We start from the raw sequence: 13,706 nt of genomic DNA, 5'->3' as shown, positions 1-13,706 counted from the left end.
ACGCCCGCTCCGCGGCCTACTCGATCAGCATGGACTGCCCACCGCGCGACCGGCGGACCCCGAGACGCGCCCGCGTGCTGGTCGAGCAGCCCCGCAGCGGCGTCTCGAGACCCGCGTCGACCAGCGGAGCAGCACGGACCCCTCGCTTAATGTTGACGTCGCCATGTACGGTCGAGGTGCGATGTTTGCGTGAACATCGGTCCGGCGTGCAAAGGAGCACAGCATGAGTCCTCGACAGCGATCCGTGGCGGCGGGAGTGGCGGCCGTCCTCGCGGCCGTCCTCCTCGGAGCGGGAGTGTCGCCCGCGGCGGCCGCCCCCTCCGGCGTGGTCACCGACCCGAACGACGGCGTCCCGCGGACGAGTCCGCCGCCCGTCTACACCGACTACCCCGCGATCCAGGACCCGGGCCGCAGCGCGGCGGGCTACTTCCAGCCCTCCTGGTACGACACCGACGGGCGCCACATCCAGGCGCACGGCGGCCAGATCGTCACCACGCAGGAGAACGGCCAGGAGGTGCAGTACTGGTACGGCGAGGACCGCACCAAGGGCTACTGGAGCAGCCCCGGCGTCGCCGTCTACCGCTCGACCGACGGCCACAACTGGGAGAACAAGGGCGTCGCGCTGCGCAGCGTCGCCGCGCCCGAGGATCTGCAGGACCCTTACTTCGACGCCCTCTACGACACCGTCGACGACGCCGGCCAGCCCCGCGCCGACCGCATCGCCGAGCTCGACTACCACCTCGACACCACCCAGGCCTCGCCGAACACCGCGATCTTCGAGCGGCCCAAGGTGCTCTTCAACGAGAAGACCGGCAAGTGGGTCATGTGGTGGCACTCCGACGGCCGGATCACCCCCGGCGGCAGCACCTACGCCCGGTCGATGGCGGGAGTCGCGACCTCCGACAGCCCGACCGGCCCCTTCACGATGCAGGGCGTCTACCGCCTCTACAACCGGTCGAACTACCAGGCCTGCACCACCTCCGCGGTCCCCGGCCAGGCGCGCGACATGACCGTCTTCCAGGACGAGGACGGCACCGCCTACATCTCCTACTCCTCCGAGGAGAACTACTCCCTCTACATCGCGAAGCTCGACGCCGACTACACCAACGTCGAGCGCACGACCACGACGGACACGCTCGACGCCGGCCAGTACTCGGCCGACGGCACCTACCCCTACGTCTTCGCCGACGGCAAGGCCGGAGCGCCGGTCCGCGGCACCGACTTCCAGATCGTCAAGGAGTGCGGCCACCTCGAGGCGCCCGCGATCTTCGCGAACGGCGGGAAGTACTACACGATCGCCTCCGGAGCGACCGGCTGGGCGCCCAACCCGCAGACCTACTACACGGCCGACTCGATCCTCGGCTCGTGGATCCGCGGAGTGGAGAAGGGCGACGTCAACGAGAACGTCGCCTACAACGCGATCCCCGAGGGCGGCGACGGGCTCCTCTCCGTCGGCGACACCCGGAAGACCACCTTCGGCTCGCAGGCGACCAACGTGCTGACCCTCGCGCCCGGGAAGTACGTCTACATGGGCGACCGCTGGGCCGACGGCGAGTCGAACTCGAACTACGTCTGGCTGCCGATGACCATCGGCGAGAACGGCCGGCTCGAGATGCGGAACCCGGCCGTCGAGGACCCGGCGCGCTGGGCCGCGGGCTGGAACGAGTCGTACTGGGACGACAAGGGCGTCGGAGCCGGCACCTGGTCGGTCGTCGACGACCGCCTCCCCGCCGCGGTGCGCCGGAACGCCGACGTCGCCGCTGTCCTGCCCGCCACGGTCTCGGTGAAGACCGACACCGCCACCCTCGACGTCGCGGTCACCTGGGCACCGACCGCCCCCGCGCTCCTCGGCACGCTGACGGTGACGGGCACGCTCGCCGCCGACTCCGAGTTCGCGCGCGGCCGCACCTTCACCCGCACCATCGAGGTCGCGGAGCCCGGGATCGCCAACCTCGCGCCCGGCGCCTCACTGACGGTCTCAAGCCGCACCGACCTCGCGCCGACGCTGATCGACGGGAACGTGAAGGCGAAGGGCTGGGACGACTGGACCGGCACCGGCTACCCCCGCGACAGCCGGCTGGCCTTCTCCTGGAGCAGCCCGCAGAACCTCGACTCGGTGACGGTGCACGCCTTCAAGGACGGCGCGACGGCCACCTGGCCCTCGCGCATCGAGGTCGAGTACCAGGTGAACGGCGCCTGGACCACGAGCACCGTCGCCGCGACCCTCTCGCAGGCCGCGACCGACGCCGCACCGACGGTCGCGCTCGACCTGTCCTCGCTGCCGGACACCACCGGCCTCCGCCTGCACCTGACGAGCGCCGCGAACACCTGGCAGTCGATCGCCGAGGTGCAGATCTGGGGCACCGCGCCGCCGGTGAACGTCTGCCGGGTGAAGGGCGCCGCCGTCTCGGCGTCCTTCAGTCAGACGAAGTGGGCGACCCTGCCCGCCGGCAACGCCTGCGACGGGAACGTCGCGACGGCGTGGTCGACCTGGACCGACCAGGCGTTCGCCGGCAGTGCGGACTTCACGCTGACCAACACCGAGGCGCACCGCGTCGCCGGGCTGTCGTTCACGAACACCGAGGGCACGCTCGCCTCGGTGAGCATCGCCTACCGCGGCACCGACGGCGTCTGGCGCCCGACGTCCGCGCAGAACGTCGCTCCGGCGGCGAACGGCGCGCTGACGACGATCCCCTTCACCGCGGTCGACGCCACGGGGCTGAAGCTCAGCTTCTCGACGCCGAACTCGTACCTGAAGATCACCGAGATCGTCGTGCCCGAGGCGGCCGCTCCCGCTCTGAAGGTCCCGGCCGTCGTGTCCTCGCGCTGCATCGCCGGCAAGGCGGTGCTGTCGGCGACGGCCACCAACGGCGAGACCGCGCCGATCGGCGTCACCGTCTCGTCCGCATACGGGCAGAAGGCCTTCGCGAGCGTCGCGGCCGGCGCGAACGCCGCGCACAGCTGGACCACGCGCCAGGCGTCGATGCCGGCCGGCGAGGTGCTCGTCACCGCGACGTCCGGCCCGTCCACCCTCGAGCAGAAGGTGAGCTACCCGGCCCGCACCTGCTGACCCGGCCCCTCCATCCTGGTCGAGTAGCCGCGCAGCGGCCCCGTCCATGCTGGTCGAGTAGCCGCGCAGCGGCCCCGTCCATGCTGGTCGAGGAGCCGCGCAGCGGCGTATCGAGACCCACCGTCCTCAGCAGGCACGTCTGCAGACTCGTCCTTCTGACGCCGTGGATCTCGATACGCCCGCTGCGCGGGCTACTCGATCAGCATGAAGCGCAGCCGTCTCTGCATGCTGGTCGGGCCTCCGCGGAGCGGCGTCTCTGCATGCTGGTCGAGTAGCCCCGCAGGGGCGTATCGAGACCCACCGCCGTCAGCAGGCCAGGTCTGCAGACTCGGCCTGCTGGCCCGCGTGGATCTCGAGACGCCCGCTGCGCGGGCTACTCGATCAGCATGGAGCGCAGCCCTCGCCTGCCGAACCGCAGCCCCTCCTCTGCATGCTGGTCGAGTAGCCGCGGCACGCGGCGTATCGAGACCCACCCACCCACTGCACCCGGAAGCGGGGTCTCCCCCGCCCGCCCGCCACTGATAGGAATCTCAGGCCGGTGCATCGCCGCGTCCGGCAGAACGGGAACCTCAGTGATCCGCACCACCCGCGCCGTCCTCGCGACCGCGGTCCCCACCGCCGCCCTCGCGCTGAGTGTCCTCCTCGCCTCGGCGGCCGTCGCTCCGGAGGCGGTCACCGCACCGGAGAGGACGCCGACGGCCGCGCCCGTCCCCGTCGCCACGTCGTCCGCCTCGCCGACGGCGCTGACCTGGCCGTCGTCCGCGACGCGCAGCGGTCGCGGCTCCGACACCGACCCCGCGACCGCCTGCTGCACGGTCCCCCCGGCGGAGTCCGCCGCCGCCGCACCTCCGGAGGACGACAGCGCGGACGTCTCCCCCGACGGCACCACCCCGGCCGCGACTCCCGCACCCCAGGACCCCGAGCGCCTCCCCGAGCAACAGGACGCCGGCGGCGTCGACGTGGGCGTCAGCATCGACCCGCCGACCGCCCCCGGAGCCCTGTCGATGACCGTCGCCGGATCGGCGTCCACTCTGGTCGAGTCCGGCTCCACCGCGGTGCGCCGGCAGTTCCTCGGCGCCCTGCCCACCGTCACGGTCGCGGACACCCGCGGCTCCGCGGCGGGCCCGGCCGTCTCCGGCTGGTACGTGCTCGGCTCCGCGAGCGACTTCACCAGGGCGAGCGGCGGCTCGATCGGCGCCGCGCACCTCGGCTGGACCCCGGAGCTCACCGGCCCCGGCGGTGCGGTCTCCGCGGGCCCCCGCGTCGCAGGTGTCCTCGACGGCGGCTCGGGCGTGCACGACGCGGTGCTCCTCAGTGCCGCCGACGACTCCCCCGCGGGATCGGGATCCTGGTCCGCCACCGCGGACCTGCTCCTCGCCACCGAGCCGACCGTCGCCGCCGGCTCCTACCGCTCGACGCTCACCCTCTCGCTCTTCGAGTGAGCCGGGGCTCGCGCTCCGCGTCCAGCACCGCGCAGGACGACGCGCCCTCAGTCCTGCGCGACCGCGACCGTGACGACGAGCGCCGAGTGCACCACCGGCTCCGAGACGGCGAGGTAGCCCTCGGAGCCCTCGATCCACGCCTCCGTCGCCCCCTCGCGAGTGCGGAAGAGGACCGGATCGCCGCTCGACGCCCCGCGTCCGTCGGCCTTCCTCACGGCGCGGGTCCGCAGCTCCTGCAGCACCTGCTCCGCGCTCGCGCTCCCCGAGGCGATCCGCTCGCGCACCGCGCGGCTCCGGGCGGCGGCGATGCCGATCTCGCGACCGGTGGCGAGCGCGGCCACGACCGCGCCGTCGCAGTGGGCGATGCTGATCCGCATCCGCTCGAGCGCCGGGTGGTCGCCGCCCAGCACCGGGCGGCCGTGCGGTCCGCTGCACTGCCCGCAGCGCGCGTCGACGCGGACGTCGAGCGGATCGATCCCGAGCGTCTCGGCGGCCAGCTCGCGGACCAGCACCCGGCCGAGGAGGAAGCCGTCGCGCACCTCGCGGCGGCCGGTCGCCTCGTAGCGCAGGCGCTCGGCGAGGGTGAGCAGCCGGAGCATCCGGTGCCGGGCGGAGTCGAGCACCTCGGGGCGCGCCCAGCGCAGCTGGACGTCGTCGGTGGCGAGGAGGGGGAGACCGGTCATGCGCCGCACGGTACGCCGCGCAGGCGACATCGGCGTGACGGTCCGGTGACCGGGCGGCGTCCGGACGGACTCAGCCGGGGAGCATCCGCGTCGTCTTGGATGGGGCGGGTGCAGACCTTCCTCCCCGTCCCTGACCTCCGCGCGAGCGCCCGGGCCCTCGACAGCAAGCGGCTCGGGAAGCAGCGGATCGAGACGCTGCAGATCATGCGCGCGCTCACCGTGCCCGGCTACGGCTGGCAGCACCACCCCGCCGTGCGGATGTGGCGCGGCTACCGGCCGGCGGTGATGGCCTACCAGCGCGAGACCTGCGACGCCTGGACCGACCGCGGCTACGCCGACACCTGCCTCGAGAAGACCGAGGCGGCGCTGGCGACGCAGCGCGCCGACCTGGCGCTGTATCGCGCCGGAGAGATCGAGCTGCCGCCCTGGTTCGGCCGCGACGACGTGCATCTCTCGCACCGCTCGAAGCTGGTGGAGAAGGACCCGGAGCACTACGCGCCGCTCTTCCCGGACACCCCGCCCGGGCTCGACTACGTCTGGCCGGTCACCGGCTGACGTCCGCAATCGGAGCACCGATCCGGGCGTCCGCGCGGGCTCCGGTGACGCTCCGCACCGTCGTCGCCCGCGCACAGGCCCTTTTCAGGCCCCGGACCGGCCCTTCGTCATTCCGGGGTCTCGGGTTAGTCTGTCGGGGTTGACCCGGCGCAGATGGGCGTCCGGGGCGTCGGTGGCGGCCGTCGCGATGATCGGGGGTGACCCGAAGGAGAAGGTTTGGCGTCCGACAGCAGGACAACCGGTGGCGTGATCAAGGCGGTCGTGGGCTTCCTCGGCATGAGTGTCGTGGCAGGAGTCCTCGTGACCGCCACCGTCACTCCTGCCGTGGCGATCGCCGGCGTCGCCGCGAACCAGTCCATCGGAGTGTTCGACGGCCTCCCCGAGTACCTCGAGGTCGACAAGCTCTCCGAGAAGAGCAACATCTACGCGACCCGTGCGGACGGCTCCCCGCAGCTGCTCGCCTCCTTCTACGTCGAGAACCGCATCGAGGTCCCGCTGGACCAGATCTCGCAATTCGCCAAGGACGCCGCCGTCTCCGGCGAGGACCCCCGCTTCTACGAGCACGGCGGAGTCGACCTCCCCGGCACCCTGCGCGCCGTCGCGCAGACCTACGTCCTCGGCAACGACACCCAGGGCGGCTCCTCCATCACCCAGCAGTACGTGAAGAACGTGCTGGTCGAGAAGGCCGTCCGCAACATCACCGACGAGGCCGAGCGCGCCGCCGCCATCGACGCCGCGACGCGCACCTCCCCCGAGCGCAAGCTCCGCGAGATGAAGCTCGCGATCGGCCTCGAGAAGGAGTACTCGAAGGACCAGATCCTTCAGGGCTACCTGAACATCGCCTTCTTCGGCGGCACCACCTACGGCATCGAGACCGCCGCCAACTACTACTACAACACCACCGCCGCGAACCTCACCGTCGCCCAGGCCGCGAGCCTCATCGCGATCGTGAACAACCCGGCCGTGCTCCGCCTCGACCAGCCGGACAACCCCGACAACGGCGCCGCGAACGGCTACCTGCGCAACAAGGACCGCCGCGACTACATCATCGGCAAGATGCTGGAGGAGGGGAAGATCTCGCAGGAGGATCACGACGCCGCCATCGCGTCGCCGATCGAGCCGCAGATCACCGAGCCGAGCACCGGCTGCTCCACCGCCGGCGACGCGGGCTACTTCTGCGACTACGTCACCAACATCCTCAAGAACGACCCGGTGTTCGGCGACGACGAGGACACCCGCTGGACGAACTTCCGCCGCGGTGGCCTCGACGTCTACACGACGCTCGACGTCGACCTGCAGAACGCGGCCGTCGCCGCCGTCGATGCGCAGGTCCCGCAGACCTGGAACTTCGATGTCGGAGCGGTCTCCGTCAGCGTCGAGGTCGGCTCCGGCCGCGTCCTCGCGATGACGCAGAACAAGAAGTACTCGCAGGACCCTGACGTCCTCGCGGCCGACCCCTCCTACAGCGCGATCAATCTCAGCACCGATCAGGCCTACGGCGGTTCCTCGGGCATCCAGCCCGGCTCGACCTACAAGCTCTTCACCCTGGTGGAATGGCTGAAGGAGGGGCACAGCATCAACGAGTCCGTGGACGGGACGCGGAAGGCGATCTGGGGCAGCTTCGAGGACTCGTGCGCACCCGGCGGCACCAACTACGCAGGCTCGACCAGCGCCAAGAACGACGAGGGCGGTAACGGCCAGGTCGGCACCGCCGTCGACTTCACCAAGACCTCGCTCAACACGGGCTTCGTCGGCATGGCCCGCGAGCTCGACCTGTGCGCCATCCGCAACACGGCGGCGGACATGGGCGTGAAGCGGGGCAACGGCGAGGAGCTCGAGCACAACCCGTCGTCCGTGCTCGGGACCAACTACGTGTCCCCGCTCTCGATGGCCGGCGCCTTCGCCACCATTGCGTCCGGCGGATCGACCTGCGACTCGATCGCGATCGACAAGATCGTCGACGCGACCGGAGCCGAGCAGCCCGTCCCTGCAGCGAACTGCCGCCAGTCGATCGACCGCAACGTCGCCGCGACGGCGGCGATCGCCCTGCAGTCGACGTTCTCCGGCGGTGGCACGGCGGTCGCCTCGCGCACCGGTGACGGCGTCCCGCTGATCGGCAAGACCGGTACGACCGATGACGCGATGGCCACCTGGATGACCGGTGCCAGCACACGCGTCGCGACCGCGGTCGGCGTCTTCAACATCAAGGGCGACGCGAACCTCCGCCTCGGCCGCTTCTCGTTCGACTCCGGCTCCGCGGCGACGGCTCGCCACCGCATCTGGCCGGTCGTGATGCGCGCCGCCGATGCTCGCTACGGCGGCACGGCCTTCCCCGAGGCAGACGGCTCGCTGCAGGTCGTGCCGCGCGTCAACGTCCCCGACGTGACCGGCCTCTCGGTCGGTGACGCCCGGGCGAAGCTCGAGTCGGCCGGCTTCAGCGTGAGCGAGGGCGCCGCCGAGGCGAACTCCGCCGCGTCGGGCACCGTCGTCCGCCAGAGCCCCTCCGGCACCGCGACCCGCGGCACCACGGTGACGATCGTCCCGAGCTCGGGCCCGGCGCCCGCCCCCGCCCCGACCGCGGAACCCGCCGCTCCGGCCGCCCCCGCGGCTGGTCAGCAGACGGTGCCGAACGTCGTCGGCCAGGACCTCGAGACCGCCAAGGCCGCGTTCGCCTCAGCCGGCTTCTCGAAGATCACCCTGTCCTGCACCGAGAACGGCAACGCCCCCGACGCCGGCCAGGTCACCGGCCAGGACCCCGCGGGCGGCACCGGCGTCTCCCCCGACGCCACCCTCCGTGTCGCCATCACCGCCAAGAAGTGCCCTTAGCCCCCACCTCCGGCACGTGAATCCGCCTCCGGCTCGCAGAACCCCTCGGTTCCCGCGAGCCGGAGCCGTTTCCGCGTGCCCCCTGCTGGTCGAGTAGCCCCGCAGGGGCGTATCGAGACCCACCGTCGTCAGCAGGGCGGGTCTGCAGACTCAGCTTCTGACGCTGGTCGATCTCGAGGCACCCGCTGCGCGGGCTACTCGATCGGCAGAGGAGGGGGCGTCACCCGCGGCCGCGCAGCGCGCCGACGATGGCGACCGTCGCGTAGTGCACGATCAGCGCCGCGATCCCGAAGCAGGCCAGGCCGCCGCTCGCCTCCGACCAGGGGCGGTGCGCGTCGGTCATGCTGCCGGGCATCACGATGTCGAGGGCGAAGAAGCCGACCGCGAGCCCGAAGCAGACGAAGCTGATGACCAGGAGCGCGCGGACCGCCTTGCCGACCGGGTCGTAGTAGCGCGGGTTCGTCATCGTGCCTCCGGTTCTCGTCCCTCGTGTCTACCCACCCGCGCCACCCCCCGCAACCACTCGACAGCCGCCCCCGCACCGCCCCCGGACGCACGAAACCCCCGGCCTCACCTCCGCGAGATGCCACTTGTGCACGCGACACGCCGTGAAAAGCGTGCACAAGTGGCATCTCGCGGGAGGGACGCCGGGGGCGTCCGCTCACCAGACGGTGCGGGGTCAGGCCGCCAGGGGGAGGGTCGCCTTCGAGGTCACGACGAGGTCGTCGGCGAGGGCGTCGACGCGGACGGCGCCGCCGTCGGTCACGTCGCCGGAGACGAACAGGTCGGCGATGCGGTCGTCGACCCAGCGCTGCACCAGGCGGCGGAGCGGCCGGGCGCCGTACTGCGGCTCGTAGCCGTGCTCGGCGAGCCAGTCGACCGCGGCCTCGGTGACCTCGAGCGAGACGTCGCGCGAGGCGAGGCGCGCACGGCTGGCCTCGAGCACCAGCCCGACGATCTCACGCAGCTGCGCGCGGCCGAGCCGGCGGAACAGCACGATCTCGTCGATCCGGTTGAGGAACTCCGGCCGCATCGCCTCGCGGAGCCGGCCCATCACGCGGTCGTGCAGGTCCTTCTCCGAGGCGAAGCCCTCGGCCGACTCGTCGCTCTGCGCGACGAAGCCGAGCGCACCGGAGCGCGAGGCGAGGAACTCCGACCCCAGGTTCGAGGTCATGATGATCACCGTGTTCCGGAAGTCGACCGTGCGGCCCTGACCGTCGGTCAGGCGACCGTCGTCGAGAACCTGCAGCAGCAGGTTGAAGACGTCCGGGTGGGCCTTCTCGATCTCGTCGAAGAGCACGACCGAGTACGGGTTCCGGCGCACGCGCTCGGTCAGCTGACCGGCCTCGTCGTAGCCGACGTACCCGGGAGGGGAGCCGACCAGCCGCGAGACGGTGTGCCGCTCGCCGAACTCGCTCATGTCGAACCGGATCACCGACTGCTCGTCGGCGAAGAGCGAGCCCGCGAGGGTGCGGGCCAGCTCGGTCTTGCCGACGCCGGTCGGGCCGAGGAAGAGGAACGAGCCGACGGGCCGCGAGGAGTCGCCCATCCCGGTCCGGCTGCGGCGGACGGCGCGGGCGACCGCGGCGACCGCGGCGTCCTGGCCGATGACGCGCCGGTGCAGCTCGGTCTCGAGCTGCGCGAGACGGTCGCGCTCCCCCTCGGTCAGCCGCGACACCGGGATGCCGGTGGCACGGGCGACGACCGCGGCGATCTCGGCCTCGCCGACGACCGCCTCCTGCGAGACGGCTCCGTCGGCGGTCGCCGCGTCGAGCGACGCCTGGACCGCGGTGATCTCGTCGCGCAGGCGCGACGCCTCCTCGTAGTGCTCGGCCGAGACGGCCGCGTTCTTGTCGCCCTCGAGGGTGGCGAGCCGCGCGAGCAGCGCGTCGGTGTCGACCCCCGCGCCGAGCTTCAGGCGCAGCCGCGCGCCGGCCTGGTCGATCAGGTCGATCGCCTTGTCGGGCAGCACCCGGTCGGGCAGGTAGCGGGCGGAGAGCTCGACGGAGGCGCGCAGGGCGTCGTCGGTGAAGGCGACGCGGTGGTGCTCCTCGTAGGCGCCGCGGAGTCCGTGCAGGATCGCCACGGCGTCCTCGATGCTCGGCTCGCCGATGCGCACCGGCTGGAAGCGGCGCTCGAGGGCCGGGTCCTTCTCGATGGTGCGGTACTCCTTGAGCGTGGTCGCACCGATCAGGTGCAGCTCGCCGCGGGCCAGCCGGGGCTTGAGGATGTTCCCCGCGTCCATGCCGCCCTCGCCCGCGCCACCGGCGCCGACGACGGTGTGCACCTCGTCGATGAAGACGATCAGCTCGCCCGAGTGGGCCGCGATCTCGTCCATCGTCGTGGTGAGGCGCTCCTCGAAGTCGCCGCGGTAGCGGGTGCCCGCGAGCATGGCGGGCAGGTCGAGCGAGACGACGCGCTTGTCGCGCAGCTGCTCCGGGACCTCGCCGGCCACGATCGCGCGGGCCAAGCCCTCGACGACCGCGGTCTTGCCGACGCCGGCCTCGCCGACGAGCACCGGGTTGTTCTTGGTGCGGCGGCTGAGGATCTCGACGGCCTGCTCGATCTCGTCGGAGCGGCCGATCACCGGGTCGAGCCGGCCCTCGCGGGCGAGCTCGGTGAGGTCGGTGCCGAACTTGTCGAGCATCGGGGTCTCGGACGCGGGCGCCCCCTGCTCGGGGACGGTCTGCTCGCCGGCGACGGTCTCGCGCAGGCCCTGGGTGAGCGCCTCCGCGGTCACGCCTGCACGGGCGAGGACCTGCCCGGCGGGCGCGTCCTGGCCGAGCACGAGCGCGAAGAAGAGGTGCTCGGGGTCGATGTAGGTCGAGCCGCTGGAGCGGGCGACCTGGTAGGAGTGGAAGAGCGCGCGCTGGGCGCTCGGGGTGATGGTCGCCGCGTTCTGCGAGGCCGGGGCCTCGCTCGCCTGCGGCAGGCGCGCCTCCGTGGCGGTCGCGATGGCGCCGGGGTCGACGCCGATGCGGCGGACCGCCTGCGACACGGCCTCGTCGTCGACGAGGACCCGCAGCACGTGCAGGGCGTCGAGCTCGGTCTGGCCGCGCTCGAGGGCGAAGCGCCCTGCGGACTGCAGGATGCTCTGGGTGCGTGCGCTGAGGAAGCGGCTGAGGTCGATGGACCGCGCCGCGCGGGCGCGCTCACCGTCGAGGTAGCGGGCGAGGAAGTCGTCGAACGAGCTCGCTCCGGCCTCGTTGAAGTTGTCGGGCACCAGTCCTCCTGAAAGAGTTGAGTCACTTGCACTCAAGTTCAACGCAGGGGCCCCTCCCCCATTCCCTCCCGCGAGATGCCACTTGTGCACGCCTTCTGCGGCGTGTCGCGTGCACAAGTGGCATCTCGCGGAGGGGGCAGACGAAGAGGAGGCACGGACCCTGTCCGGTCCGTGCCTCCCTGTGCGCCGACGCGCGTTTCTCCGGGGTGGGAGCTCTAGGGGACGATGTGGCCCGCGGCGCGGAACAGCTCGTACCACTCCGGCCGCGTGAGCGGCAGGTCGGAGCCGAGGGCTGCATCGCGCACGCGCTGCTCGTTCGTCGTGCCGAGGACGACCTGCATCTTCGCCGGGTGGCGGGTGATCCAGGCGGTCGCGACGGCGAGGGGCGGGACGTCGTACTGGGCGGCGAGGCGGTCGAGGACCGCGTTCAGCTCGCCGTACTCGGGGTTGTCGAGGAAGACGCCGGTGAAGAAGCCGCTCTGGAACGGCGACCAGGCCTGCACGGTGATGTCGTTGAGGCGGCAGTAGTCGAGGATGCCCGCGTCGCGCATCACCGACTGGTCCTCGGCGATCATGTTCGAGGCCACGCCCTGCGCGATCATCGGCGAGTGCGTGATCGACAGCTGCAGCTGGTTCGCGACGATCGGCTGGTTCAGTGACTTCTTCAGCAGCTCGATCTGGTACGGCGTCTGGTTGGAGACACCGAAGTGCTTGACCTTGCCGGCGGCGTGCAGCTCGTCGAAGGCGCGGGCGACCTCGTCGGGCTCGACCAGCGCGTCGGGACGGTGCAGCAGGAGCACGTCGATGTAGTCGGTGCGCAGCGCCTTCAGCGAGCCCTCGACCGACTGCATCAGGTGCTCGTAGGAGAAGTCGAAGTACGGGCCGTCGCCGACGATGCCTGCCTTGGTCTGCAGCACCACCTGCTCGCGCTCGGAGGGGGTGAGCGCCAGCGCCTCGGCGAAGCGCTCCTCGCAGCGGTGCAGCTCGCCGCCGTAGACGTCGGCGTGATCGAAGAAGTCGATGCCGGAGTCACGGGCGGTGCGGACGAGGTCGCGGATGGCGTCGTCGGTCATGTCGGGGATGCGCATGAGGCCGAGGACGACGTTCGGGGAGTCGAGGCCGGAGGCGCCGAGGGGGACGTGCTTCAAGGGAGTGCTCCTTCGTTGGATACCTCGACCACGGTACGGGCGCCGCCTGTGCGCCGTCCAACAGGGGGTGCTGGTGCGATTCATGCGCCGGAGTGGTGAATCGCGCGCCTTGCCGGGGAGAGGCCGCGGTGGGAGGCTGCCGCCATGACGATCGAGGTGCGTCCGGCCACCGTCTTCGACGACCTGGTGACGATGAACGGCCCGAAGCGGCCCGACGCGAGTGTGTGCTGGTGCCTGAGCTACCAGCTGCTCTCCTCCACCGAGAACAACGCCTTGCGGGGCACGGCCCGCGGCGAGCGGATGCGCGAGCTCGTCGCCGAGGATCCCCCGCCCGGCGTCCTCGCCTACGACGGCGGCGAGGTGGCGGGCTGGGCCGCCGTGCACCGCCGCGCCGACACCAGCTACGCGAAGAACCGCAGGATCCCGCACGTCGACGACCTCGACGTCTGGAGCGTCTGGTGCATCCGGGTCCGCCCCGGCTTCCGCAGGCGCGGGATCTCGCACGCCCTGCTCGCGGGCGCCGTCGACTTCGTTCGCGCGCACGGCGCCCCGGCGATCGAGGGCTACCCCGTCGACAACGCCGACGCGAAGGTCGAGCAGACGATGGCCTACGTCGGCACCCGCGCCCTCTTCGAGAAGGCCGGCTTCTCGCAGGCGGCGGACACCACCTCCGTGCTGAACGGCTTCCCGCGCGTGCTGATGCGGCTGCCGCTCGATTGACGCGACGTGATATCAGAGTGATATCGCTTTGCTAGCATC

At 71.7% G+C, this 13,706-nt stretch carries 9 protein-coding genes; 5 read left to right on the top strand and 4 right to left on the bottom strand.

Annotated features, from left to right (window positions below):
- Positions 1 to 223: 223 nt before the first annotated feature.
- Both MT355_RS02505 and MT355_RS02500 read left to right on the top strand, forming a co-directional pair.
- Complete coding sequence (locus MT355_RS02505) at positions 224 to 3,070, top strand: glycoside hydrolase family 43 protein (RefSeq protein ID WP_243598403.1); 2,847 nt, start codon at positions 224 to 226, stop codon at positions 3,068 to 3,070.
- Positions 3,071 to 3,642: 572 nt separating this feature from the next.
- Entirely contained in the window at positions 3,643 to 4,512 is an 870-nt protein-coding gene (locus MT355_RS02500) for a hypothetical protein (RefSeq protein ID WP_243598402.1), read from the top strand.
- A gap of 47 nt (positions 4,513 to 4,559) precedes the next feature.
- Here the strand turns inward: MT355_RS02500 and MT355_RS02495 are convergent, their stop codons facing one another.
- Positions 4,560 to 5,195 carry a 4'-phosphopantetheinyl transferase superfamily protein gene (locus MT355_RS02495; protein WP_243598401.1) on the bottom strand — a complete coding sequence of 212 codons (636 nt, stop codon included), beginning with the start codon at positions 5,193 to 5,195 and terminating at the stop codon, positions 4,560 to 4,562.
- A gap of 99 nt (positions 5,196 to 5,294) precedes the next feature.
- On the opposite strand from MT355_RS02495, the gene MT355_RS02490 reads away from it, so the two are divergent.
- Positions 5,295 to 5,750: an MSMEG_6728 family protein gene (locus MT355_RS02490; protein ID WP_243598400.1), complete on the top strand. Its 456-nt coding sequence runs from the start codon at positions 5,295 to 5,297 to the stop codon at positions 5,748 to 5,750.
- A gap of 216 nt (positions 5,751 to 5,966) precedes the next feature.
- Positions 5,967 to 8,576: a transglycosylase domain-containing protein gene (locus tag MT355_RS02485; protein ID WP_243598399.1), complete on the top strand. Its 2,610-nt coding sequence runs from the start codon at positions 5,967 to 5,969 to the stop codon at positions 8,574 to 8,576.
- A gap of 220 nt (positions 8,577 to 8,796) precedes the next feature.
- Here MT355_RS02485 and MT355_RS02480 read toward each other — a convergent pair whose 3' ends face one another.
- From MT355_RS02480 to MT355_RS02470, 3 genes are all read right to left on the bottom strand, one after another.
- Positions 8,797 to 9,042 carry a hypothetical protein gene (locus MT355_RS02480; protein ID WP_123447765.1) on the bottom strand — a complete coding sequence of 82 codons (246 nt, stop codon included), beginning with the start codon at positions 9,040 to 9,042 and terminating at the stop codon, positions 8,797 to 8,799.
- Positions 9,043 to 9,255: 213 nt separating this feature from the next.
- Positions 9,256 to 11,799 (bottom strand): ATP-dependent Clp protease ATP-binding subunit, encoded by a 2,544-nt coding sequence (locus tag MT355_RS02475; protein ID WP_243598398.1) that lies wholly within the window; start codon positions 11,797 to 11,799, stop codon positions 9,256 to 9,258.
- 215 nt (positions 11,800 to 12,014) lie between these two features.
- Entirely contained in the window at positions 12,015 to 12,947 is a 933-nt protein-coding gene (locus MT355_RS02470; protein WP_260300739.1) for an aldo/keto reductase family oxidoreductase, read from the bottom strand.
- A gap of 144 nt (positions 12,948 to 13,091) precedes the next feature.
- Between MT355_RS02470 and MT355_RS02465 the strand changes: the two genes are divergently transcribed.
- Entirely contained in the window at positions 13,092 to 13,667 is a 576-nt protein-coding gene (locus tag MT355_RS02465) for a GNAT family N-acetyltransferase (protein ID WP_243598397.1), read from the top strand.
- The last annotated feature ends 39 nt before the right edge of the window (positions 13,668 to 13,706 follow it).

The organism is Rathayibacter sp. VKM Ac-2929, from assembly GCF_022815495.1.
GTDB classification, from domain to species: Bacteria; Actinomycetota; Actinomycetes; order Actinomycetales; family Microbacteriaceae; genus Rathayibacter; species Rathayibacter festucae.
The sequence above is the reverse complement of the archived record's forward strand: the minus strand, read 5'-3'. Positions and strand labels throughout refer to the sequence as shown.

Bases quoted from the DNA above. Each gene is read 5' to 3' on its own strand.
- MT355_RS02505 (WP_243598403.1), top strand. From the start codon at position 224: ATGAGTCCTCGACAGCGATCCGTGGCGGCGGGAGTGGCGGCCGTCCTC.
- MT355_RS02495 (WP_243598401.1), bottom strand. From the start codon at position 5,195: ATGACCGGTCTCCCCCTCCTCGCCACCGACGACGTCCAGCTGCGCTGG.
- MT355_RS02490 (WP_243598400.1), top strand. From the start codon at position 5,295: ATGGGGCGGGTGCAGACCTTCCTCCCCGTCCCTGACCTCCGCGCGAGC.
- MT355_RS02480 (WP_123447765.1), bottom strand. From the start codon at position 9,042: ATGACGAACCCGCGCTACTACGACCCGGTCGGCAAGGCGGTCCGCGCG.
- MT355_RS02465 (WP_243598397.1), top strand. From the start codon at position 13,092: ATGACGATCGAGGTGCGTCCGGCCACCGTCTTCGACGACCTGGTGACG.